Source organism: Pseudomonas sp. M20 (assembly GCF_045037865.1).
Taxonomy (GTDB): Bacteria; Pseudomonadota; Gammaproteobacteria; order Pseudomonadales; family Pseudomonadaceae; genus Aquipseudomonas.
On the sequence record NZ_CP173611.1, the window covers coordinates 3,973,335 to 3,997,923 of the forward strand.

General features: G+C 55.8%; 23 protein-coding genes. 15 read left to right on the forward strand and 8 right to left on the reverse strand.

Features of this window, described 5'->3' with window-relative positions; genetic code table 11:
- Positions 1–6: 6 nt before the first annotated feature.
- The 4 genes from flgH to ACI514_RS17605 all read right to left on the reverse strand — a co-directional run bounded on the left by flgH (position 7) and on the right by ACI514_RS17605 (position 4,161).
- Positions 7–702 carry a flagellar basal body L-ring protein FlgH gene (flgH, locus tag ACI514_RS17590; RefSeq protein ID WP_038363773.1) on the reverse strand — a complete coding sequence of 232 codons (696 nt, stop codon included), beginning with the start codon at positions 700–702 and terminating at the stop codon, positions 7–9.
- Between the two features lie 52 nt (positions 703–754).
- Complete coding sequence (gene flgG / locus ACI514_RS17595; RefSeq protein ID WP_007920118.1) at positions 755–1,540, reverse strand: flagellar basal-body rod protein FlgG; 786 nt, start codon at positions 1,538–1,540, stop codon at positions 755–757.
- Between the two features lie 45 nt (positions 1,541–1,585).
- Positions 1,586–2,326 carry a flagellar basal body rod protein FlgF gene (locus ACI514_RS17600; RefSeq protein WP_038363771.1) on the reverse strand — a complete coding sequence of 247 codons (741 nt, stop codon included), beginning with the start codon at positions 2,324–2,326 and terminating at the stop codon, positions 1,586–1,588.
- Positions 2,327–2,598: 272 nt separating this feature from the next.
- Positions 2,599–4,161: a sigma-54-dependent phenylalanine hydroxylase transcriptional regulator PhhR gene (locus tag ACI514_RS17605; protein ID WP_007920121.1), complete on the reverse strand. Its 1,563-nt coding sequence runs from the start codon at positions 4,159–4,161 to the stop codon at positions 2,599–2,601.
- Between the two features lie 374 nt (positions 4,162–4,535).
- On the opposite strand from ACI514_RS17605, the gene phhA reads away from it, so the two are divergent.
- The 6 genes from phhA (at position 4,536) to ACI514_RS17635 (ending at position 8,947) form a co-directional block, all read left to right on the forward strand.
- A complete protein-coding gene (gene phhA / locus ACI514_RS17610; protein ID WP_007920123.1) occupies positions 4,536–5,327 on the forward strand; it encodes a phenylalanine 4-monooxygenase in 792 nt (263 codons plus the stop codon).
- Positions 5,328–5,444: 117 nt separating this feature from the next.
- The gene (locus ACI514_RS17615; RefSeq protein WP_003222798.1) at positions 5,445–5,801 is read left to right on the forward strand and encodes a 4a-hydroxytetrahydrobiopterin dehydratase; all 357 of its coding nucleotides are present in this window, start codon (positions 5,445–5,447) and stop codon (positions 5,799–5,801) included.
- The gene (locus tag ACI514_RS17620) at positions 5,801–6,994 is read left to right on the forward strand and encodes an amino acid aminotransferase (protein ID WP_405122106.1); all 1,194 of its coding nucleotides are present in this window, start codon (positions 5,801–5,803) and stop codon (positions 6,992–6,994) included. The genes ACI514_RS17615 and ACI514_RS17620 overlap by 1 nt, the downstream gene beginning before the upstream one ends.
- Positions 6,995–7,260: 266 nt before the next feature.
- Positions 7,261–7,392: a hypothetical protein gene (locus tag ACI514_RS17625; RefSeq protein WP_016987951.1), complete on the forward strand. Its 132-nt coding sequence runs from the start codon at positions 7,261–7,263 to the stop codon at positions 7,390–7,392.
- A gap of 70 nt (positions 7,393–7,462) precedes the next feature.
- Positions 7,463–7,645, forward strand: coding sequence for a hypothetical protein (locus ACI514_RS17630; RefSeq protein WP_025113527.1), 183 nt, complete (start codon positions 7,463–7,465; stop codon positions 7,643–7,645).
- Positions 7,646–7,759: 114 nt separating this feature from the next.
- Entirely contained in the window at positions 7,760–8,947 is a 1,188-nt protein-coding gene (locus tag ACI514_RS17635) for an MFS transporter (protein WP_174244495.1), read from the forward strand.
- Here ACI514_RS17635 and arfB read toward each other — a convergent pair.
- Positions 8,944–9,357, reverse strand: a complete 414-nt coding sequence (gene arfB / locus ACI514_RS17640; RefSeq protein WP_007920134.1) for an alternative ribosome rescue aminoacyl-tRNA hydrolase ArfB — start codon at positions 9,355–9,357, stop codon at positions 8,944–8,946. The genes ACI514_RS17635 and arfB overlap by 4 nt on opposite strands.
- Before the next feature lie 456 nt (positions 9,358–9,813).
- Here arfB and ACI514_RS17645 point away from each other — a divergent pair, with 456 nt between their 5' ends.
- The 8 genes from ACI514_RS17645 (at position 9,814) to queC (ending at position 18,953) form a co-directional block, all read left to right on the forward strand.
- Positions 9,814–10,077 carry a PAAR domain-containing protein gene (locus ACI514_RS17645; protein WP_405122107.1) on the forward strand — a complete coding sequence of 88 codons (264 nt, stop codon included), beginning with the start codon at positions 9,814–9,816 and terminating at the stop codon, positions 10,075–10,077.
- A 116-nt stretch (positions 10,078–10,193) separates the two neighbouring features.
- Entirely contained in the window at positions 10,194–14,858 is a 4,665-nt protein-coding gene (locus ACI514_RS17650; protein WP_405122108.1) for an RHS repeat-associated core domain-containing protein, read from the forward strand.
- Positions 14,855–15,256 carry a hypothetical protein gene (locus tag ACI514_RS17655; protein WP_160056731.1) on the forward strand — a complete coding sequence of 134 codons (402 nt, stop codon included), beginning with the start codon at positions 14,855–14,857 and terminating at the stop codon, positions 15,254–15,256. The genes ACI514_RS17650 and ACI514_RS17655 overlap by 4 nt, the downstream gene beginning before the upstream one ends.
- 292 nt (positions 15,257–15,548) lie before the next feature.
- Positions 15,549–16,067 carry a hypothetical protein gene (locus tag ACI514_RS17660; protein ID WP_160056729.1) on the forward strand — a complete coding sequence of 173 codons (519 nt, stop codon included), beginning with the start codon at positions 15,549–15,551 and terminating at the stop codon, positions 16,065–16,067.
- Between the two features lie 160 nt (positions 16,068–16,227).
- On the forward strand, positions 16,228–16,695 hold the full coding sequence (locus ACI514_RS17665) for a hypothetical protein (RefSeq protein WP_405122109.1): 468 nt from the start codon (positions 16,228–16,230) through the stop codon (positions 16,693–16,695).
- A 30-nt stretch (positions 16,696–16,725) separates the two neighbouring features.
- Positions 16,726–16,986 carry a hypothetical protein gene (locus ACI514_RS17670; protein ID WP_405122110.1) on the forward strand — a complete coding sequence of 87 codons (261 nt, stop codon included), beginning with the start codon at positions 16,726–16,728 and terminating at the stop codon, positions 16,984–16,986.
- Positions 16,983–17,618: a hypothetical protein gene (locus tag ACI514_RS17675; protein WP_405122111.1), complete on the forward strand. Its 636-nt coding sequence runs from the start codon at positions 16,983–16,985 to the stop codon at positions 17,616–17,618. The genes ACI514_RS17670 and ACI514_RS17675 overlap by 4 nt, the downstream gene beginning before the upstream one ends.
- A gap of 636 nt (positions 17,619–18,254) precedes the next feature.
- On the forward strand, positions 18,255–18,953 hold the full coding sequence (gene queC / locus ACI514_RS17680; protein ID WP_007919656.1) for a 7-cyano-7-deazaguanine synthase QueC: 699 nt from the start codon (positions 18,255–18,257) through the stop codon (positions 18,951–18,953).
- A gap of 53 nt (positions 18,954–19,006) precedes the next feature.
- Here the strand turns inward: queC and ACI514_RS17685 are convergent, their stop codons facing one another.
- Together ACI514_RS17685 and ACI514_RS17690 are read right to left on the reverse strand one after the other, a co-directional pair.
- Positions 19,007–19,885 (reverse strand): queuosine precursor transporter, encoded by an 879-nt coding sequence (locus ACI514_RS17685; RefSeq protein WP_016987923.1) that lies wholly within the window; start codon positions 19,883–19,885, stop codon positions 19,007–19,009.
- Positions 19,869–20,474 (reverse strand): helix-turn-helix transcriptional regulator, encoded by a 606-nt coding sequence (locus ACI514_RS17690; protein ID WP_160060061.1) that lies wholly within the window; start codon positions 20,472–20,474, stop codon positions 19,869–19,871. Before ACI514_RS17690 ends, ACI514_RS17685 begins: the two co-directional genes overlap by 17 nt.
- A 532-nt stretch (positions 20,475–21,006) precedes the next feature.
- Between ACI514_RS17690 and glyA the strand changes: the two genes are divergently transcribed.
- Positions 21,007–22,356, forward strand: coding sequence for a serine hydroxymethyltransferase (gene glyA, locus ACI514_RS17695; RefSeq protein ID WP_405122112.1), 1,350 nt, complete (start codon positions 21,007–21,009; stop codon positions 22,354–22,356).
- 68 nt (positions 22,357–22,424) lie between these two features.
- Here glyA and ACI514_RS17700 read toward each other — a convergent pair whose 3' ends face one another.
- Positions 22,425–23,843: an amino acid permease gene (locus tag ACI514_RS17700; RefSeq protein WP_405122113.1), complete on the reverse strand. Its 1,419-nt coding sequence runs from the start codon at positions 23,841–23,843 to the stop codon at positions 22,425–22,427.
- Between the last annotated feature and the right edge of the window lie 746 nt (positions 23,844–24,589).

The following is a 24,589-nucleotide window of genomic DNA, read 5'->3' on the forward strand; positions in this document are numbered from 1 at the left end:
CGCCACCTAGAAAGGGAACAGCGGGCTGAGGAAGAAACGGTCGAACCAGCCTGGCTGACTCGTATCGGCAAATGCGCCGGTACCCGAGTAGGTGATGCGTGCATCGGCGACCCGGGTCGACGACACGGTGTTGTCCGTGGCGATGTCATCGGCACGCACCAGGCCGGCGATGCGCACCAGTTCGTCACCGGTATTGAGCGTCAGCCACTTCTCGCCACGCACGGCGATGATGCCGTTGGGCAGCACGTCAGCGACGGTCACGGTGATCGAACCGGTCAGGCTGTTGCTCTGCCCGGACTTGGCGTCGCCCTTGGTCGAGCGGTCGGCACTGTAGCCGGCGTTCAGACTCAGGTCGTTGCCCCCGATCGGGTTGTTGGTGGTCAGGCTGGAACCGAACAACGAGGTCAGACCGACCTTGTTGTCGCTGTTCTTGTCCATCTGCGAGTTGGCGTTCTTGCTCGCCTGCGTGCGCTCGTTCAGGGTGATGGTGATGATGTCACCGACCCGGAAAGCCTTGCGGTCGCTGTACAGGTTCTGCTCGAAACCGGCCTGATAGATCGAGCCGTTATTGGCCGCAGCCGGCAACGGCGTGCGCGGCAACACCGGGGCGTAATAAGGGTCATTGGGCTTGGGCGTCGGGGCGACGCAGCCCGCGAGCGAGACGACCCCACTCAATGCCAGAACAGATACAAAGCGATTCATGACCCTACCTCACGGTGTTGCAGGCGACCTCATGGCCGCCTCATAGACTTGATTACAGATTCTGCGTTACGAACGAGAGCATCTGGTCAGCGGTGGAGATCACCTTGGAGTTCATCTCGTAAGCGCGCTGAGTGGTGATCATGTTGACCATCTCTTCAACAGTGCTGACGTTGGAGGTTTCCAGGGTGTTCTGCAGGGTGGTACCGAAACCGGCCAGACCCGGGGTGCCGACTTGCGGCGCGCCGGAAGCGGCGGTTTCCAGGAACAGGTTGTTGCCCACGGCTTGCAGACCGGCCGGGTTGATGAAGTCGGCGGTTTGCAGATTGCCGATCACCTGAGACGCAGCATTGCCAGCAACCGTGATGGACACCGTGCCGTCACGGCCGACGGTGAAGGTCTGGGCATCGTTCGGAATGACGATCGCCGGTTCCAGAGCGAAACCGCTGGCGTTAACGATCTGGCCGTTGGAATCGAGGTGGAAGGTACCGTCACGGGTGTAGGACGTGGTGCCGTCCGGCTGCAGAATCTGGAAGAAACCGCGACCGTCGATGGCCATGTCCAGCGGCTGCTCGGTGGTTTGCAGGCTACCGGCGGTGAAGTTTTTCTGGGTGCCGACGATGCGCACACCGGTACCCAGTTGCAGACCCGACGGCAGTTCGCTGTCCTGGGTCGACTGGGCGCCTGGCTGGCGTTTGATCTGATAGAGCAAGTCCTGGAACTCGGCGCGATCACGTTTGAAACCCGTGGTCGACACGTTCGCCAGGTTGTTGGAAATGGTGGTCAGGTTGGTGTCCTGGGCGGACAGACCGGTTTTGGCAACCCATAGAGCCGGAAGCATTCGATTCTCCTCGTGCGCCTGTTTTTCGGCGCGACGTTCTGATAATTAGCTGATCTGCAAGACCCGAGCCATGGCCTGGTCGTCGTCTTTGGCGGTGTTCATCATCTTGACGTGCAACTCGAACTGCTTGGCCAAGGCCAGCACCGAGGTCATCTCTTCGACGGCGTTGACGTTGCTCGACTCAAGGAAACCCGACACCAGTTTGACGTTGGCATCGGCCTGCGCCGGCTGGCCGTCCTTGGTGTAGATCGAGCCGTCGAGGCCCTTGTTCATGTTCTTGATGTCCGGGTTGACCAGTTTGATCCGGTCAACTTCCGCCATGACGCGCGGGCCTTCGCCCATCGCACGAATACTGATGGTGCCGTCTTCACCGACTTCGATCTGCTGCTCGGGCGGCACGGCGATCGGGCCGCCATTGCCGATCACCGGCATGCCGTTGCCGGCACGCAGCACGCCGAGGGCGTCGACGTTGAGGCTGCCGGTACGCACGTAGCTTTCGCCACCGTTAGGGTTCTGCACGGCAATGAAACCGTTGCCGGTCACCGCGACGTCCAGGTCACGGCCGGTCTGTACCAGCGAACCCGGAGTGAAGTCGGTGGCGGGCCGTTCGCTCATGGCAAACGCACGCGCCGGAAAGCTGTCACCAAATACCGGCATCGAACGCGCCTGCTCCAGGTCGCGCTGAAAACCGTTGGTGGAGATGTTCGCCAGGTTGTTGGCATGAGCCTTCTGCGCCAGTGCGTTCTGGCTGGCGCCGGTCATTGCCACATAAAGGTACTTGTCCACACTCTTTCCTCTGCATGCCGGACGTTTGCCGCCCACCGCTGTACTGCTGAGCCATAAGCAATTTGCAGACCAACTTTTTTCTGGCGCACAAAGGCCCGGTAAACAAAGGACTTGAGGGATGGCGAGGGGAAATCTGAAATGTATCGAAGTCGAAAAACCGGCGGTGTTATGCCGCTTCGCGGCAAAGGCTCAAAAGATCGCAGCGTGCCGCAGCTCCTACATTTGAAATACGTACTCCTGTAGGAGCTGCCGAAGGCTGCGATCTTTTGCTCTTAAGCTTCAGGATCTTTGCCGACTTCGTATTCACGCAGTTTGTTGGCAATCGTCGTATGCGATACCCCCAGCCGCTTACCCAACTGCCGACTGCTCGGATGCTCGGAATACAACCGCTCCAGCACCGCTTTCTCAAAGCGCCCGACAATTTCGTCCAAGCCACCTTCCAGCGAGAAATCGCCAAGCGGCTGACGCACGCCGTAATCCGGCAGCCGAATATGCTCTGCCTTCACCGTGCCGCCATCGCACAGCGAAACCGCCTGGAACAGCACGTTCTCCAGTTGCCGCACGTTACCCGGCCAATGGTAATGACTGAGTCGATCCATCGCCGCTGGCGCCAGTTTTGGCAGTGAGCAACCGATCTGCCGACTGGCCTGATCGAGAAAGTGTTCGACCAGCGGGGTCAAGCCGTCGAGGCATTCGCGCAGCGGCGGGATGTGCAGGGAGAGCACGTTCAAGCGGTGATACAAATCCTGGCGAAACTCGCCGCGTGCGCACAGCTCGGACAAGTCCACCTGGGTGGCACAGATCACCCGCACATCCAGATAAACCTCCTCATCACTGCCGACCCGGCGGAAGCAACCGTCCTGTAGAAAGCGCAGTAACTTCACTTGAAGACGCGGACTCATTTCGCCGACGCCGTCGAGAAACAATGTGCCGCCCGCCGTCAATTCCAACAGACCGAGCTTGCCCTCAGCGCGCGCGCCTTCGAATGCACCCGGGCCATAACCGAACAGCTCGGTCTCGGCCATCGACTCAGGCAGGCCTGCGCAGTTGAGCGCCATCAACGGCGACTGCCCGCGCGGACTGGCGAGGTGGCAGGCACGCGCCAGCAACTCCTTACCGGTGCCGGTTTCGCCTTCAATCAATAGCGGCGCATCCAGCGGGGCCATACGCCGCGCTTCACGCACCACGGCGGCCATGACTTTCGAACTTTGGAAAATGCTGTCGAAGCCACGCAGCTCCTGCTTGCGCACGTTGTAGATGCGCTCGCCTACGCGGTCGGCGCGGTGCAAGGTCAGCACGGCGCCGGCCATGGCCTCGCTGTCGTCATGCTCTGATTGCAGTGGCGCGATGTCAGCCAGAAAGATGTCGCCCTTAACCTTGACCCGCATGCCGTTGATTCGCGATTTATTCGCGCGCACCAGTTCCGGCAAGTCGAAATCTTCGGCGTAACGCGACAGCGGAATACCCGGCACCTCATCGACGCGCACCCCGAGCAACTGAGCGGCCGCGCGGTTGGCAGCGACGATCGATCCGCCCATGTCGATCGACAGCACCGGAAACTCCAGCGCGCCGAGCAAGGCATTCAACTCCATGTGCCGTCGTTCGCTGGGCATCAGCCCTACCCGCTTGACGCCAAACACCCCGGCGATCGCCTCGAACTTTGGACGAAGCGCCTGGAACTGGATATTGATCAGGTTCGGGCAATGCAGATAGATCGCATTGCCGTGCTCGCCACCGACCTCACCGCGCGCGACGTTGATGCCGTAGGCCACCAGCAGGTTGAGAATGTCGCGCAGGATGCCGATGCGGTTCTGGCAGTGGACTTTGATGCGCATATAAATCGCCCGAATAAACGATGAAGAACCTGTAGGAGTGAGCCTGCTCGCGATGGCTTTGGGTCAGTTGATATTGATGCTGACTGATACACCGCTATCGCGAGCAGGCTCACTCCTACAGGGGGACCGCGCCAGACTTTTCTGTGGCGGCACGCAGATAGTTGTCAAGATTATGTGACAGCCAACCGCCTTTTCAAACCCATGAATCACTGCAAACGCGAGATATCCGCCAAACCGTAACGATAACTTTACGAATTAAAGAGAAATTTCCTACGCACAGGCCATTCAACCTGCTGCACATCAACCCGCTCTCAGGTAATTCTGAATCCATCGCTGGACATAACAAGAACGAATTCCCCTAGCAGGAGAGCAGTATGAAGCAGACGCAATACGTGGCCCGCGAGCCCGATGCGCAAGGTTTTATCGACTACCCCGCCGAAGAACACGCGGTGTGGAACACGCTGATCACTCGCCAGTTGAAAGTGATTGAAGGGCGTGCCTGCCAGGAGTATCTGGACGGTATCGAAAAACTCGGTCTGCCCCACGACCGCATTCCGCAACTCGGCGAGATCAACAAAGTGCTCGGCGAAACCACCGGTTGGCAGGTCGCCCGCGTTCCGGCACTGATCCCCTTCCAGACCTTTTTTGAACTGCTGGCCAGCAAGCAATTTCCGGTCGCGACCTTTATTCGTACCCGCGAAGAGCTGGACTACCTGCAAGAGCCGGACATTTTCCACGAGATCTTTGGTCACTGCCCGCTGCTGACCAATCCGTATTTCGCCGAATTCACCCACACCTACGGCAAGCTCGGCTTGCAGGCGACCAAGGAAGAACGCGTTTATCTGGCGCGTCTGTACTGGATGACCATCGAGTTTGGTCTGGTCGACACCCCACAAGGCAAACGCATCTACGGCGGCGGCATTCTGTCTTCACCGAAAGAAACCGTTTATTCGCTGTCGGACGAGCCTGAGCATCAGGCGTTCGATCCGCTCGAAGCCATGCGCACGCCGTATCGCATCGACATCCTGCAACCGCTGTACTTTGTCCTGCCGAACCTCAAGCGTCTGTTCGATGTGGCCCATGAAGACATCATGGCCATGGTTCGCCAAGGCATGCAGCTAGGTCTGCACGCACCGAAATTTCCGCCGAAACCGAAAGCCGCGTGAACCGCGACTTTTGCTGACAATTGAGCCTGTCAGTCGCCGCCACTTTGGTTTAGCGTGACGGCATTGACGGCTCCAACGCTTTAATAAAAAAAACACACTCGATTTCAGGAATACACCATGTCGACTTTGAACCAAGCCCACTGCGAAGCCTGCCGCGCCGATGCGCCACAAGTCAGCGACGAAGAACTGCCGATCCTGATCAAGCAGATCCCTGACTGGAACATCGAAGTACGCGACAGCATCATGCAACTGGAGAAGGTCTTCCTGTTCAAGAACTTCAAGCACGCGCTGGCGTTCACCAACGCTGTCGGTGAAATCTCCGAGGCCGAAGGTCATCACCCGGGCCTGCTGACCGAGTGGGGCAAAGTCACCGTGACCTGGTGGAGCCACTCGATCAAAGGCCTGCACCGCAACGACTTCATCATGGCCGCGCGCACTGACGAAGTGGCCAAGACTGCAGAAGGACGCAAGTAATGCATTTCGACGCCATCGGCCGGGTACCCGGCGACCCGATCCTCGGCTTGATGGAGGCGTATGCGCAGGACAGCAACCCGCGCAAATTCGACTTGGGCGTTGGCGTCTACAAGGACGCTCAGGGCCTGACACCGATCCCGGAAGCGGTGAAAATCGCTGAAGCGCGCCTCGTCGAAAGCCAGGACACCAAGACCTACATCGGTGGCCACGGCAACCCGCTGTTCGGCAAAGTCATCAACGAGCTGGTGCTTGGCGCCGACTCGAAGCTGATCGCCGGACAACGTGCCGGCGCCACCCAGACCCCGGGCGGCACCGGTGCCCTGCGTTTGGCGGCTGACTTCATCGCCCAGTGCCTGCCGGGCAAAGGCGTTTGGCTGAGCAACCCGACCTGGCCGATCCACGAAACCATTTTCGCCGCGGCCGGGGTCAAGGTCAGTCACTACCCATACGTGGGCAGTGACAACCGCCTCGACGTCGACGCCATGCTCGCGGTGCTCAACCAAGTGCCGAAAGGTGATGTGGTGCTGCTCCACGCGTGCTGCCACAACCCGACCGGTTTTGACTTGAGCCATGACGACTGGCAGCGCGTGCTCGATGTGGTGCGCGCGCGCAATCTGCTGCCGCTGATCGACTTTGCCTACCAGGGCTTTGGCGATGGTCTGGAACAGGATGCGTGGTCGACCCGCTTGTTCGCGGCAGAAGTGCCCGAGCTGCTGATCACCAGTTCCTGCTCGAAGAACTTCGGCCTGTACCGCGATCGAACCGGTGCGCTGATCGTCTGCGCGAAAACTGCCGACAAGCTCGTCGACATCCGCAGCCAACTGGCCAACATCGCCCGTAACCTGTGGTCGACGCCGCCGGATCACGGTGCGGCGGTGGTCGCGACCATCCTCGCCGATCCAGAACTGAAAGCCCGTTGGGCCGATGAAGTGGAAGCCATGCGTCTGCGGATTGCGCAACTGCGCAGCGGTCTGGTCGAAGCGCTGGAGCCGCACGGCCTGCGTGAACGCTTTGCGCACATTGGCGTGCAACGCGGGATGTTCTCTTACACCGGGCTGTCGCCGGAGCAAGTGAAACAACTGCGCGAGCATCACAGTGTGTACATGGTCAGCTCGGGCCGGGCTAACGTCGCCGGTATCGACGCCACCCGCCTCGCCCTGTTGGCCGAAGCCATCGCCAGCGTCTGCAAATAATCAAAACACCGCAGTACCCCTGTAGGAGCTGCCGAAGGCTGCGATCTTTTGATCTTGCTTCTAAAGCGGGATCAAAAGATCGCAGCCTTCGGCAGCTCCTACATTTGTTTTGTGGTGACCTTTCGTTTTTGCCCTCCCCTGCGGCCATCTGTCGCATTAATTTGAATTAAAAGTCTGATTGTCATTTTTCCTGCTGTATCCTGCGCAGGCTTTCAAGAAGCGCGGATCTACCAGATCTATCAACAGACTTAGCGAGGAGCGCAACCATGCACGAGATTCCTAATCTCCCCTTCCCAAGCCTGCACGTACCTGAGCAGACGACCACGCAACAAGCCGGCGCGGGGCAACCCGAGCCGAAAGAAGCCGTTGAGAGCCGCCCGGCCGACAACGAAGAGTAAGACCCGTCGTACAGACCGTGTGGAAAGCGCTAACATGCGCTTTCCACACTGCCTGAACCCCGAGCCCGCCATGACCGACGAATTCTCCGAAAGCCAAGCTGCCGTCCTGATCGGCGCCACCGAGAAAATGATCGAGATCTGGAACCGTCTCTCGCCCGAGAAACAAGCCGCCCTGCTCGCCCGTTTCGGCAGCGAAGAAAATGCCCTGGCGGCGCTGGTCACCACACAACTGGTTGCCCCGGCCAAATCCTGAAGTAGCCTCCCGGCAAATAGTTTTACTTTTCCCGCCCCAGATCCGTCCGCGCCGGTATCATAAGCAGCCTATCTAATCTGCCGTTCCCGTGGATCGTTACCCATGTCATCCTCTATGCCAGAACCCCAGCGCCCCCTGGCGGTCACGCTGCAAGTCGTCTCCATCGTCCTCTTCACCTTTATCGGTTACCTGAACATCGGCATTCCGCTCGCGGTGTTGCCGGGCTATGTGCACAGTGATCTAGGCTTTGGCGCGGTGATCGCCGGTCTGGTGATCAGCGTGCAATACCTCGCCACCCTGCTCAGCCGTCCGTACGCCGGCAAGATCATCGACAACCAGGGCAGCAAACGCGCGGTGATGATTGGCCTCGCCGGGTGTGGCCTGAGCGGTGTGTTCATGCTGATTTCGGCGTGGACACCGAACCTGCCGATGCTCAGTCTGATCAGTCTGTTGATCGGTCGTCTGGTGCTGGGCAGCGCTGAAAGCCTCGTGGGTTCCGGCTCGATTGGCTGGGGCATAGGCCGGGTTGGCGCAGCAAACACCGCCAAGGTGATTTCCTGGAACGGCATCGCCAGTTACGGCGCACTGGCGGTCGGCGCCCCGTTCGGCGTTTGGCTGGTCGGCCAATTGGGTCTGTGGAGCATGGGCGTCAGCATCATCCTGCTCGCCGCGCTGGGCCTGTTGCTCGCCTGGCCAAAAACCCCGGCACCGATTGTCGCCGGCGAACGCCTGCCGTTCATGCATGTGCTCGGTAAGGTGTTTCCCCATGGCTGCGGTCTGGCGCTGGGCTCGATCGGCTTCGGCACCATCGCCACCTTCATCACCCTGTATTACGCGACCCAGCATTGGGACAACGCCGTGCTGTGCCTGAGTTTGTTCGGTGCCAGCTTCATTGGTGCGCGCCTGCTGTTCGGCAACCTGATCAACCGCCTCGGCGGCTTTCGCGTGGCGATTGCCTGTCTGTCGGTGGAAACCCTTGGTCTGCTGCTGTTGTGGCTGGCGCCGGACGCACATTGGGCGCTGGCCGGTGCGGCGTTGAGCGGGTTTGGTTTCTCGCTGGTGTTCCCGGCGCTGGGTGTGGAAGCGGTGAATCTGGTGCCGGCCTCCAGTCGCGGCGCAGCCGTCGGTGCTTACTCGCTGTTCATCGACTTGTCGCTGGGGATCACCGGGCCATTGGCCGGGGCGATTGCGGCGGGATTCGGTTTTGCCTCGATTTTCCTCTTCGCCGCCCTCGCCTCGCTAAGCGGATTGGCACTGAGCGTGTATCTGTACAAGCACACCGCCAAGTATCGCGAAGACTAGAAATCCACCTTGCCGCGCCCGGCCTTGATACTGCCGCGCTTGGTTTTCGATTCGAGTCGGCGCTTCTTTGAGCCGAGGGTCGGCTTGGTCGGACGGCGTTTCTTTTCGACTTTGGTGGCGCTGAGAATCAGCTCGACCAGACGCTCCAGCGCATCGGCGCGGTTGGCTTCCTGCGTGCGGTATTGCTGGGCCTTGATGATCAACACGCCGTCGCTGGTGATGCGACTGTCACGCAGCGCCAGCAACCGCTCCTTATAGAACTCGGGCAACGACGAGGCCGGTATGTCGAAGCGCAAGTGCATGGCGCTGGAGACCTTGTTGACGTTCTGCCCACCGGCGCCTTGCGCGCGGATGGCGGTCAGTTCGATCTCGGCATCCGGCAGATGCACGTTGTTGGAAATCACCAGCATGGAAAAGCGTCCGTAATCAGAACGCGCAGGATACCGCGAAACAGACCTCGAACCTGCTGAAGATCCACTGCCGGCCTTCCCCTGTTCGCGATGAAGCCAAAGCAATCGCCATCGATTTGTCAGAAATCGATCAGCCGCCCAAGTGCGCAACTTCTTGCGCACCTGCCTTCGAAAAAGCGCCCGCCAATCGCCTGCAGCCAACGTCACACGGGCCCTGTAGCCGAGTGCGCAAGAAGTTGCACAGCACTGCGCAACTTCTTGCGCACTTTGACGCGGTTTCCCACAGCAAAAATCGATTTATCCCGCAGACACACGGCGCAAACCCTTGCCGCGTAATGGCCATATAGTGGCTGGCACGGATTTTGATATCAAATCGGCACTAACGCGTGCTGAACGCAGGCAGGAAAGACAGGGTTGCTCGCCGAGCCAGCCACCCTCGGTCAAAGGAATGACGCAATGAAAGACGCAATTCGCTTGGGCGACTCCACCACTCACGGTGGCAAAGTCCTCGAAGCCTTCTCCCGCACCGACCTCAACGGCAAGCCGATTGCCGGGGTCGGGCACAAGGTCAGCTGCCCGTTGTGCAAAGGGGTTTTCCCGATTGCCGAGGGCAGCAGCACCTACACCGTCGATGGCATACCCATCGCACTGGACGGCATGAAAACCGCCTGCGGCGCCGCACTGATCGCCAGTGGCCCGAAAGGCGCTGTCGTCAGCTAATCCCGTTTTTTCACTTTGATGCGTACCTCTGAGAGGCGGCTTTTTCTCGCCCGCTCATTGAGGTCTTCAATTTTTGCCCGCAAAGCCCGGACCTTGTCGCCGGGTGAGATGCCGTGATGACCACTGAAACTGCTGTCGCAAAACGTGAGCCCCAAGCCGCCATCGTTCCACTCAATGCCATCGACGTTCAGGACGTCGCCAGCAGTGCGGCGGCTTTCGATGCCTGGCTGCAATCCGCCACCGATGGTGTGGTTACGCTTGATCGGATCAAGAACTACGCCGGTTTCTTGCCGGTGGTCGGCAACATCATGGCGCTGGTCGATGCGCTGAGTGACATCGTCACCCTGTCGGACGCCAAGCAACGCGACTTGCTCACGTGGGCCAGCCTCGGCATCAATCTGATCGGCGTCTTGCCGTTGCCACCGTCGATGGCCGCAGCGCGCATGACCCTGCGGCCGACGCTGTTTCTGGTGCGTCAGGAGATGAGAGCCAGCAGCAAGTTGTTGCTCAGCACCTCCGTGATCGAGGTGCTGGTCGGTCACCTGAACGCCTCGATCATCGGCACCCTCGATGACTTTGTTGAGCAAGCCAAAGGCAAGTTGCCGGGCATTTTGGCGGACGCTGGCAAGCTCGGCGAACAAATCATCAACGAGATTGCCACCGGTATCGAAACAACGGCCCTTGGCCGGCTGGATGCCAAGGGTGATCTGGAGGAAGCCAGCGCGAGAGCCAGCGTCGGCCGCGGCCAACTGCTCAACGACCCCCTCGCGACGGCCGACAACTTTTTAGCGGCCGCCAACAGCGCCTTGAAAGCGGCAGGCAAGGGCTTGGCCAACAGCGTCGCGCAGAATCTGGTGTCGACCAAGCTCCAGACACAGATCACCACCGAGACCGGCAAACTGCGCGCGATCGGCCCGGAGCTGCGCACGCAGTTGAGCAAGCTCGACGATAAAAACGTGCAGAATTCCATCGGCTGGCTGCTGCAGATCCTCTCCAGCGCAGTGACCCTGTGGCGCAAGCGCAATGCCCATGGGCAGAACGCCGCGGTCCATACCGAGAAGACCGGCAAGGCCACCCACACGGCTGCGGAGGGCGAATTGGGTGTTAACAACAAGCAAGCCCCAGCGAAAAGCGCGCCCAATCCGGAGAAAGGTCCCTGTAAATGCGCCACTGAATTCAGCATCAACTTTGCCCTGGGTTCGGAAAGCCTCAGCCATACCGATTTCAGCCTGCCCGGCCCCTTCCCGATCGAATGGACGCGCACCTATAACTCGCGCCTCGACGCCTACGATCAGAGCGACCTCGGCGCTCGCTGGATCAGTGAATTCACCACACGTTTTGACTGCGTGGACGATGGCCTGACGTTCTACGGCGCTGACGGCCGCGACCACAGCTATCCACTGCCAAAGGTCGGCCTGTTCCACTACGACGCCATCGAAGACATCACCCTGGTCCGCAACAGCGAAGATCAACTGCTGCTGTGCCGTGGTTTCGAGCGCAAGGAAACCTACGTCCGCCGTGGCCAGCGCTATGTGCTGAGCAACATTTCGCTGCGCAACGGCGCCGGGATCATGCTGCATTACGAGCACCGTCACGGCGAACACTCGCTGCTCTCCGACCTGATCACCTATCAGGAAAACGACTTCACCAAAGTCCATTTGCACCTCGGCACGATGATCGACGAGCACGGCCGGTTTATCGGTCTCTGGCAGATCGTTGACGGCGCTCCACTGCGCCAGCTCTGTGCCTATCAGTACGATGCCTATGGCGACCTGATTCAGGCACAAGACGAGAACGGTGCAGTCTGGTCGTATCAGTTCGAGCATCACCTGATCACCCGCTACACCGACCGCACCGGCCGCGGCATGAACCTGCAGTGGGACGGTTCAAGCGCCAAGGCCAAAGCCGTGCGCGAATGGGCCGACGACGGCAGTTTCGACACGCGTCTGGAATGGGACGAAAACATTCGTCTGACCTACGTCACCGACGCGCTCGGCAACGAGACCTGGCACTACTACGACATCCTTGGCTACACCTACCGCATCCGTTACGCCGATGAACGTTCGGAATGGTTCTTCCGCGACGAGGCGAAGAACATCGTGCGCCGCGTCAATGCCGACGGCAGCACCGATCGCTACAGCTACGATGAACGCAGCAACCTGCTCGAACACATCCGCGCCGATCACACGGTGATGCATTACGCCTACGACGATCAGGACCTGCTGATCAAGATCAGCGATGCCGAGGGCGGTCAGTGGCAACGCGCCTATGACGACCAAGGCAATCTGGTCGAAGCGCTCGATCCGCTCGGCAACAAAACCGAATACGCCTACAACAAATCCGGCCAGCCCACCGCGATCAAGGACGCCAACGGCAACGAAAAAACGTTGGACTACAACGACGCCGGGCAACTGGTCGAGTACGTCGATTGCTCGGGCAAAACCAGCGCCTGGGACTACAACGAACTCGGGCAGATGATCTGCTTCACCGACGCCGCCGGAAACGCCACCGAGTACGAGTACAAGGCCGGCCAGCTAGTGCGGATCAAGCACCCGGACAAGACCGAAGAGCGCTTCGAGCGCGACGCCGAAGGTCGGTTGTTGGCGCACGTTGATGGACTTGATCGTTGCACCACGTGGAGCTACAGCGCCGCCGGTTTGATCGCTGAACGTGTCGACGCAGCCGAACAAACCCTGCGCTATCGCTGGGACCGTCTCGGACGGTTAACGGCTTTGGAAAACGAAAACGAACAACGAGCGCACTTCCACTACGACCCGGTCGGTCGTCTGCTCGAGGAACGCGGTTTCGACGGCCGCAGCACGCGCTATCAGTACGACCCACTCACCGGCCGCCTCGCGCAATCGATCAATGGCCAACGCGTCATCTCTTTGAGCTTCGACCCGATGGGCCGCTTGACCGAGCGTCGCGCCACTCTGGGCGACCAGTCGCAAAGCGAAACCTTTGCCTACGATGGCAACGGCAACCTGGTGCTGGCCGACAACGCCGACAGCCGTCTGCAATGGTTTCACGACCCGGCCGGCAATCTGCTGCGCGAACACCAGCATTATCTCGGCCTGGAAAAACCCACCGTCGCGATCTGGCAGCACGAGTACGACGTACTCAACCAACGAGTCGCCAGCGTGCGCCCCGACGGCCACCGCGTCAGTTGGCTGACTTACGGCAGCGGCCACCTGCTGGGCCTGCGCCTCGATGAACACGAACTGATCGGCTACGAGCGTGACGACCTGCACCGCGAAGTCGCCCGCCATCAAGGCAACCACCTGCTGCAAACCCAAAGCTGGGACCCGGCCGGCCGCTTGCAGGAACAGTTGCTGGGACGCAGCGACGACAAATCCACCCTGCTCAAACGCGAGTACAGCTACGACGCCGCCGGCCAACTGACCGACATCAACGACAGCCGCCGCGGGCCGCTCGCCTATCGCTACGATCCGGTCGGCCGACTGCTCAGCGCCACCACACGTCAAGGCGTGGAAACCTTCGCTTTCGACCCGGCCGGCAACCTGCTCGACGACAAGGCGACAGAGATTCGCCGCCCACTGGACCTGACCCCACCACGCAGCAAACTGGTCGACAACCTGCTGCGCGAATACGCCGGCACCCACTACGACTACGACGAACGCGGCAACCAGATCCAGCGCTGGCACAACGGCCAACGCAGCGATCTACAGTGGGATTTGTTTGATCGACTTGTGCATTTCGAAGACCCGCGCCTAAGCGTGGATTTCGCCTACGACGCACTGGGACGCCGCCTGCACAAAAAATCCCGCGCGCATTACAAACAACGTCCTGAAGCAGGTTCCCTCTGGAACAGAAACGAGCACGCGCGCAAACAACGCGAACTCGGCTGCGGCTTCACCTTGTACGGCTGGGATGGCGACAACCTCGCCTGGGAAAGCAGCCCAGCGCAAAGCGATGGTGAACCGGGTCGCACGGTGCACTACGTCTTCGAACCGGGCACTTTTGTCCCTGTGGCACAGGCTGTACGGCACGCGCCAATCGATCTGATTGGGCTGCCGGATTACAGCGGTGAATACAGCCTCGATGAAGACCCGGTGTGGAATCACAAGGCAACGGCTTTACCGTTTGATGCGTTGGCCTGGTATCAGTGTGATCACCTCGGCACACCGCAGGAATTGACGGACTCGCAAGGCAACCTTGCCTGGACCGCGCAATACAAGGCGTGGGGACAGGTGACGGAGCAGCGCTCGGAGTGGGCGCGGCAGCATGGCGTGATGAACCCGATACGGTTCCAGGGGCAGTATCACGATCATGAGACGGGGCTGCATTACAACCGGCATCGGTACTATGATCCGGGAGTTGGGCGGTTTATCAGTAAGGATCCAGTTAGCTACGTGGGCGGTTTGAATCTGTATGCCTACGCGCCCAATCCGCTTAGCTGGCTCGATCCACTTGGATTGACGAAGTCGCCAAATGGTGCGGGGCGAAAACCTAAGTCTGATAAACCAAATCAAAACTCCAAATGCCCGTGCAGGAAAAAATGGGAAGTTAATCGGTATGATCGAGTTTGTGAAGGGAACGTGGCTGGCGTTGGTTACGCGAAGTACCATCACGACACTAAAACCGATACATGGTGGTCAGAGGACAAAACGGGTCATGGTGAGAGTGCGTGGAAGGTCTACGACCAAAAAGGAGAATGGATTGCTGACGCTGACACCTACGGTGACTACATGAGCAAACATAAGAGTGAGACAGGGAAGAATATAAACTTTAAGTCTTTGAAGTGTAAGGATGCTAAATGATTACGTCTGCTGAAGAATTTGTCGCGCTGCGCGATAGTGAAATAAAAGTCGATTATGATCGAGCAGCAATGGAAGAGGCTCCTCTTTCAGTGTGGCGCGAAGTAATTGAAAGATTTCCTGAGCATAGAAGATGGGTGGCTCACAATAAAACAGTACCACTGGAAATTCTTGAAGAGCTATGTGCGTTCGATGCCAGTGTCCGACGTTTCGTTGCATCCAAGCGAAAATTATCACTTACATTGTTCGAGCGACTTTCCTTGGATCCCTGCTCCGTGGTGAGAGGTGCAATAGCTGCAAATAGAAAAACACCTATCGAAATTCTTGAAAAGCTGCTCAATGATGAAAGCGAGAACGTTGCAAGAGTGGCGGAGTGTAATTACAAAGAAAGAAAGCCTTGATTGTGTGGCCTTGAATTAGATCTTGCGGAGCATATAGGGGGGGGATCATATGGTCAAAAAACCAACATACACCGTCTACCCCTAACAAGATCGGCACCCTAACATCTGTTCTTGATCCGCGAGCCGTTCATCTTGAACCAAGTAAAGTGCCTCAGGGTTGATAATCCGTCTAAACTAACACTATATTAGATTACAAAAAGTCCTGACCCACATATGGTTTCTACTGATTTTCATCAGCTTGTTGAGTTGTTCATAGAGGGGTCGGGTAATCTTCAGCCAAGTATTTTTGGGGTTGGACAGCCTTTCCGAGTCGGATTTCATTAGCGCCGATTTTGAAATGATCGGCGATTCAAATGGTTTTCATTCTTTCGAGAAAGCATACGACGTTCCTTATTTTCGTAGAAAAATAACGGTAGTGTTCAAGCAGTATTTTTTTGCGCGTGGGAGTTTGGGGGGAGGACTTGGTATTGCAGGTGGGGTAAGGCTGACATCGCTTTTGAGAAAACAGCCATTTGCTACATCAATGGGGCATGTCGATACGAATCACGTGGTGTTCTTTTTCTTCGAGGACAAAAGTGATGGGGCACTGATTTTCGACGAAAAAATCGTCATAAGGTTTGACCAGTGGTCCAAGCGCAATTCTTATATGGTTTCAACGGTAGAGTGTGATTTTGATAATGTGCAGTTCAATGAAATAGCAAAGAAAGCGGTTCGCGAAACGTTTGAACCGTCCACTCACGATTCGATGATCAGAGATGCAAAGCAACGAGGCTGCTCACGTGCGTTTAATCGTTTGATTGAAAAGCTTTAGCTCGAAATGCACATGCGATAAACCAATGGAGACTCCAGGCCGGCCAGCGCTTGGGGTTGAGGAATGGAGACACCTCTCAGAATCGAGGTATCCCAGTACCACCAGAAGTCGACAAACGATTCAGCGCAATGAAAAAAGACTGCTATTGCAGGAGAGTGAAATGACTGACCCACATGTTAAGGTTGATGTATTTTTATCGGAAGATAAACGGTACATATTCACACGCTGCTGCTTTATTTTTGAGTCGATAACCATTGGCGACTTCGAACAAATCATCTTAGGGAAAAATCTGATTGGAGTTCTCGAAGATCTAATTTTTCGACTTGAAGAATATAGCTCAATTGATTGCGAGCCAGACAAACTGGAGGAAACACTTTCGTCACTTATCAACAATGATATTAGACACTCCTGCTTGCCTCTCGGAATTGAAGCATTCGATGGCGACACGGGTGCATTTTTTAGTGTAGCAGGTGATAGCTATATAGTTTTGAAGCCTTGGGAAAGAAACAATATTTTTACTGAAAAGATGAGCATCATCCATTATCTGGACATCATAACATTGAGCAAAAAGATATTAGCAAGCAAAATACACGATCTTCAAAACGAAATTAACGAACCGTTCGAATAATATAAAACTGTCGAGCCCCACAATTAAATCATGAAAAACCTAAAAAAACTCACTATTTATGGATCTTCTACTGGAAAACGCAAAAGCATCAAACTGGATGAAATTTCAATTCTCGCAGATCCTGCAACTATAAAACGCTTAGGGTTATTTTTGATCAATGCTGCGTACGAAATGGAGACCAACGAGTTAGAGCACATGCATCTACAAGACATGCTCGGAAACTTTTCGCACAAAAGACATGTTGACGTCATTGCGATCAATCAGAAATTTGTCAAGTCCTTGAAAAAATGAAAGCCGAGTATCCAGCCTCTGTTATTTGTTATCGGGCAAAATTCGATGATTTCAAAAAATCATCTAGCGGTCGCATTAGGAATCTCCCTGCGGAAATTAATGACGATTTCGCAGTGCTAGCCTCTGTTGGTCAAAAAGGCTCCATCGGGTTCGATAAATCTAAGGAAGGCGCTGCTGCGCTTAAATCTCTAATCAGCAATTGTTACTACATCGATATCGACGGAAAACTTCAGCCCCCCTCAAGCAAAGAACTTCATTACATGCCATTTTTTATATTTAGAGATAAAGATGGGGAGTTCGAGCGCGCAGTGAACGCGTATAGACGATACGAAGTGGACATCAAAAAATATGAAATACTATCAAGGCATCGAAGCGTGGAAAAACCTACGCCTCCCGCCTTAACTGTTTTCTTGCAGAGCAATGATTTCTCCATAAGCCAAGAGACATATAAGCTTTTCAAAAACTCCTGCCAATATGTCGCGATCGCAAAAACTTCAGGCGAGTATGGGCATGGCGCATTTGACGTTTTTTCCAGCGACTTAAATTGCTTTTTTGACGAATTTTACAGTATTGCAGGGGAGTCCGCGGAGTGGATCATGATTGATAATCCATCTCAACTCACAATACACTAGCTTACAAAAAGCCTTGGCCTACATATGATTTCAACTGATTTTCATAAGCTGATTGAGTTGATTATAGATGGCGTGGTTAATCTCCACGCAGTCTGGCCTGGCTTATTGAATTTCTTGAATATAGTCCACCCTTGAAAAAATTAAGATAAAGTTAAAGGCAATCAGTTTAACTCGATATGCTCTGGGGTTAGGATCTTGAAATTTGACGACGTCTGGTGCGTGGAAATTGATGGAAATTACGACATGGATGCCGACCCTACTTCACTTGCCCAGATACGCGAGGATGGAGAGCTTTACATAATTGGTCGACAGATAAAAATCCTCGAGATTGCAGACTGATTTTTATAGACTTGATTTCCAATCATATCATTTGACCAGCGAGCAGCCCGTCTGCTCGTGATTACTTTTCATTATGAAACTCTTTGCGGACGAATCACGTCCTTGAGAATTAATAAAGTATAGCTTTCGTCTAACAACCACCTACTGCCCGAGAGAGGGCAGCAAAAAAAAGGCTCTAAAGTGGATCAGGCCGCTCGCGGACTCACGCGCGCCTCTGGACTCTGCACCGAACTCCATCCCTATTTCGAGTATCATCTCCACCTTTGCCCTCAAGACCTCAATGCAGGAAGCATAACCATGACCAACAAAGCAGTTATCGTATTCAGCGGCGGGCAGGACTCCACCACGTGCTTGATCCACGCCCTGACCCACTACGATGAAGTCCACTGCATCACGTTCGACTATGGTCAGCGTCATCACGCGGAAATTGAAGTGGCGCAGCAGCTGTCGAAAAAGCTCGGCGTGACCGTGCATAAAACGCTGGATGTGTCCTTGCTCAATGAGCTGGCCATCAGCAGCCTGACACGCGATAACATTCCGGTCCCGACCGTTAACAGCTCCGGCGAGAGTCTGCCAAGCACCTTCGTTCCGGGACGGAACATTCTGTTTCTGACCCTTGCCTCTATCTATGCCTATCAAGTCCAGGCCAAAACGGTCATTACCGGTGTCTGTGAAACCGACTTCTCGGGCTATCCCGATTGCCGGGATGAATTCGTCAAGGCGCTGAATAAAGCCCTTGAATTAGGCATGGATTACAAGCTGCAACTGGATACGCCATTGATGTGGCTGAATAAGGCAGAAACCTGGGCCTTGGCTGATTACCACCATCAACTGGATCTGGTTCGCGAAGAAACACTGACTTGCTACAACGGCATCAAAGGCACTGGATGCTCCGATTGCGATGCCTGCAATCTTCGCGCAAAAGGCTTGAATGAGTTCCTGAACAATAAAGTACAGGTGACTCAACGCTTGAAAGAGAAACTAGGCTTAAAGTAATACTGCAACAACAAGCGCTCACTCAAGCATGCCGAGTGAGCGCCCTCCTCTCTTTATTGCGTTTGCGCACCCGTCAGGTACTTCTTGAACAATGATCTTGCACCGTAGGCCGGCAAGATATTAAAGAAAGCAAAACCTACCTTGATTGCGATCTGAACGTAGATCATGCCCAGTATCGCGCTATTTTCCATCGTTCCGTAAAACGCGATATAGCAGAACAGAAAACTGTCGATGATCACAGCAAACAATGTGCTTAAAAACACTCGCAAAAACAGAAACCTGGAATTTGTCAGCTCTTTAATCTTGCACAACAGGTACGAGTTTATGTTCTCGGAAACCAGAAACGATATAGAAGACGCTACCAGAACTGCTGATAACTGACTGATAACATCATTATAAGCGCCATCGAGTTTCCAACCCGGCAGACCCGGAAGATGGGTAGTGATGGCCAGCAGAATGATAATCGCGGCGTTGCTGATGAACGCGAACAGGATCGCTTTTCGCGCGAGCCTCAGGCCAAACGTTTCGTTAAGCAAGTCGACGATCAGGAATGTCAGCGGGTAGAGGAAGGTGCCCGGCGTTACGACAATATCGAAATACTCGAGGTAGATCGGTTTTGTCGCAGCAATACTGGTGAAAATGTAAAGCGTGAACAGCATCAGGTTCAGGATGATATAGATCATCCAGGAACTCTCATGGCGGTCATTTATTTCGTAAGCGGTGAGTGCTCCGCCCTGGGAGTAAAACTTCTTGTAGAGGTTTTTCACTTCGATCTTATTCAGATTATCCATAATCTCACTATTCAACACTTCACTTAGCTTTATTTTAATTATTTTGCCTGTCGCGATGACCATGATGACGGCCAGGCTTTTACCATTTTCGAACCCCAGCAACTTGTACTTGCTGTTTTCAACGTCAACACTGCAATCCATTAAATCGTTCCTCGATTACATCTCCTATCACGCATACACGATCCGTATCAAAGCTGCCTTCATGGCTTATAGATAACTTCGTTGTGATTTTGTCATACACCAGCTTTTCCCTGTCGCTGGTCGATGCTCCTTTCTGCACGATCAATAGATCGCCGGGTTCATTCATGCCACTGATTTCATTTTCCAGAAGTACGCCAATCAGGTTAAAGGACGCGCCAAAATAGTAAGTCAGGGGATAAATAGTGGCCAACTCGCCAATTCTTTTATCCAGACTTTGCAGCAGCATACTTTCCTTGATGACAGGCACCGCCGCCGGATTCATGTTCCCCTGTGGCGAAATACTGCTTTCGATGATTTCCTTCTCTTCAAAATCAATCGTCTCTATTTCTTCGTAAGACACCCCGAAGAAATCAGAAATCTTGCGCACAGTGGACTGCTGGACATTGACCACCTTGCCTTCAAGGATGTTGTAGATGGTCGTTCGGGTCAAACCACTGGAGTTGCACAAGGACAGTTGCGTCTCCCCGCGACTCTTTATCAGGTATTTGATGTTGTTCTTCAGATTCTCCGATCTTTCTCTTCTGTGCATCACATGCTTATCATCCATTTTTAACTGCAATCAATGTCACGCCCCGAATGATCATTCCGGACATACACAAGTGAGGTAGGAAATTGCAGTTATATCCCTGTCAGTGCCGCGCAGGATCATAGCATTCTCCCTCCCTGGGCTCGGTATAAAAAGTCAGCTTTCACAGGCTGCTTCCGCCAACATGCGGGGCTATTTCAGCCTCGCTAATGACTCGTCAGTTCCTGTCCACTTCCACCCATGGCCTGAAAATCGGCCCCGGGCAATGCCTGTTTTACACCCGACGCGACTACAAAAAGAATCATTTTCTTTGAAGAATGTTCATTTTTTTGATTAATTCTGTGGCGTTCCTCACTGAAAAATTTATGATGCGTCAATCCGGCGTCGCATTCTCAAGAGTGAAAGAACGAAAAACCGGGAGGCCTGTACAGAGTTTAGTTTTGCACGCACAGCGGTCAAAACACGGATTCGCCTGTACAGATCTGGCAAGCAAGGACATGCGCAAATCACGCAAAACCAGGGAAGGAATCAAGCAATGGCAGTCATTACTGAACCGCTCGAAAACCAGGCTGACTTGCTGCGACGCGGCCTGGCGGATCTTCGCGCAGAAGACGCCGAACTGGCGGCAATTCTCGACGCTGAAATCACGCGTCAACAGCACACGCTTTCACTGGTCTCCTCCTCCTGCGCAGTCCAGCCGCGAACCTTGGCGGCCTCCGCCTCTGTGCTTGTCAACGTGACCGCAGAAGGCATGTCCGGCAAGCGTCACAGCGCTGGGTGCGAAAATGTCGAGCTGGTCGAATCGCTGGCCATCCGCCGGGCGCGGCAACTGTTCGGCGCGCAATACGCCAACGTGCAGCCACACTCAGCGTCGAACGCCGTTTACCAAGTGCTCACGGCCTTGCTTGAGCCCGGCGACACCTTGCTGGGCATGGCGGTGGAACACGGCGGTCATCTCACGCATGGCAGCCTCGCCGCGTTTTCGGGCGCCTACTACAAGGCGATCCAGTACGGTACGACAGCAGACGGCCTGATCGATTACGACAAGGTGCGCCTGCTCGCACTCGCCCATCGCCCACGCGTCATCCTCTGCGGCGCCAGCGCTTATTCGCGCGAAGTGGACTTCAAGCGGTTTCGTGAAATTGCCGATGAAGCCGGGGCCATCCTGCTCGCCGACATTTCGCATATCGCCGGGCTGGTCGCCACCGGGCGCCATCCCAGTCCGATCGACGCTGCACACGTCACCGTCACGTGCACGCACAAGCAACTCGCCGGGCCTCGCGGCGGGGTGATTCTCAGCGGTGCTGATGCGAACACCAAGATTCCCGGTTTGCGGACCACCTTCAGTCGCCTGCTTGATCAAGCCGTTTACCCGCGAATGCAGGGCGCGCCTGCTGCCAACATGATCGCTGCGAAGGCTGCAGCGCTGGGTTATGCAATGTCCGCAGCATTCGACGCCTGCATGGCGCAGATCCGCAGCACGGCCGATGAAATGGCCAAAGCGTTTCAGGCCAAGGATTATGAAGTGGTTGGCGGCTGCAGTGAAAACCATACGGTGCTGATTCGCTTGCGGGGTGGCATCACGGGAGCTATCGCGGAGGCGGCGCTGGGGCACTGCGGGATCATCGTCAACAGACATCGCGTACCCGACGATCACCGTTCGGCACTTGTCACCAGCGGGCTTCGAATCGGCACGGCTGCTCTGGCGCAACGCCGGGTCGATGTCCACGGCAGCCGCCAGATCGTCGATTTGATCGTGCGGATTCTGAACACGGTGGCGCCGCTCGGCGAACAGGATTACACCCTGGAGCCCTTGCTCCTTGCGCAGTTTCGCTCAGAGGTCGAAACCCTGTGCAGGGACTATCCTTTCGCCGACTATCAATAGCGCTTCAACATTTGCATCCATAAAAAAACCCGGCACTCAGGCCGGGTTTTGTGTTTCTGCGTCAGCGCTTACTTGGCAGCACCTGCCGCGTGCACGGCCTGCTGCGCACCGCGCTTGTTCTTGATCACGTAGCAAACCCACATGAACACCACCCACAGCGGAATCGCATACACCGAGATCTGAATGCCCGGGATCAGCAGCATCACACCAAGGATGAACGCAACAAACGCCAGGCAGATGTAGTTGCCGTACGGGTACCACAGCGCCTTGAACAGCGGCGTCTGCTGGGTCTTGTTCATGTGCTGACGGAACTTGAAGTGCGAGAAGCTGATCATCGCCCAGTTGATCACCAGCGTTGCAACCACCAGCGACATCAGCAGTTCCAGCGCGTGTTGGGGGATCAGGTAGTTGAGCAGCACCGCAACCAGTGTCACAGCAGCCGAAGCCAGGATCGACCGCACCGGCACGCCACGCTTGTCGATCTTCGCCAGACCTTTCGGCGCATCGCCCTGCTCGGCCATGCCCAGCAGCATGCGGCTGTTGCAGTAGGTGCCACTGTTGTACACCGACAACGCAGCAGTCAGGACCACGAAGTTGAGGATGTGCGCGGCGGTGTTGCTGCCGAGCATCGAGAACACTTGCACGAACGGGCTGCCGCTGTACGAGTCGCCGGACGCGTTGAGGGTTTCCAGCAGACTGTCCCATGGCGTCAGCGACAGCAGGATCACCAGTGCACCGATGTAGAAAATCAGGATCCGGTAGATCACCTGGTTGATCGCTTTCGGGATCACGGTTTTCGGCTTGTCAGCTTCAGCAGCGGTGAACCCGAGCATTTCCAGACCGCCGAAGGAGAACATGATGATCGCCATGGCCATCACCAGACCGCTCACCCCGTTCGGGAAGAAACCACCGTGCGACCACAGGTTGCTTACCGAGGCCTGCGGGCCGCCATTACCGCTGACCAGCAAGTAGCTGCCGAGTGCAATCATGCCGACGATCGCCACGACCTTGATGATCGCGAACCAGAATTCGGCTTCACCGAAGACTTTGACGTTGGCCAGGTTGATCGCATTGATCAGCACGAAGAAGGCTGCCGCAGAAACCCAGGTCGGGATATCCGGCGCCCAGTAGTGAATGTATTTGCCGACCGCAGTCAGCTCCGACATGCCCACCAGAATGTACAGAATCCAGCAGTTCCAGCCCGACAGGAACCCGGCAAAGCCGCCCCAGTACTTGTGCGCGAAATGGCTGAAGGAACCGGCCACCGGCTCTTCAACGATCATCTCGCCGAGCTGGCGCATGATCATGAAGGCGATGAAGCCGCAGATGGCGTAGCCGAGGATCATCGACGGGCCGGCGGATTTCAATACCCCGGCCGAGCCGAGGAACAATCCGGTACCGATCGCGCCACCGAGGGCGATCAGTTGAATGTGGCGATTTTTCAGGCCGCGTTTCAGCTCGCCTGATTGCGAGGGTTGTCCACTCATGAAAAAGGTCTCACGCAAGGTTTGATGGTGTTCAGTAGACGTTGCTGCAAGGTTGCGATTTCAGGCAGCCCCGATCAAACCCCAGCGCAGGCACCAGGAGTTCAGCTTGTTTACAACGGTCATGCGTCACCTGTTTGTTTTTATCTGTGACGAAATCGAACCCGAAACGCTTGTGGCGCAACGGAGTGAACAAGGCGGATAGCCTTGAGATTTGCGCGATTACGCAGAGGGTCACAGTTAAAACGCGGCGCATTGTACACCGCTAACCCCCTGCTGCCAGACCCCGCTGGATCAGCGTGTCGGTTGCCGGGATTGCGTGTGTCCGCCTCGAGATACTCGAGCGGCTGCAAAAATTGAGTCAGGCCTTTGCAGGCCATCGGCATGGACGAGGAAAAAACCGTCCCACGGAGAGAGGTGGAGATCAGTCACGGCGTTCATTGCGCCTCCTTCTTGTTATGCACCTGCACGACAGGCATGGGGCGCATATCACCCTGCAAACGCCGCTGAAACAAGCGCGCCAGAGCCCTGCCCAGCCCGCGGCGGAGCAGGCTGCGGCAGGTTTTCCTTACAGCGGCCATGGCGGGTTGGATTCACTCAGGTTTACCGGGTTTTTCGTAAATATTTATTTACAATGCGTAACGCAAAGTTTCCATTTCAGAAATATCTGTCAGACGTCTGCAAATTGACGGTAGCTAGCTTGCTAATGAAACGCGCTATTTAGTTTTTTGTTTTCAAATAAGAAAACT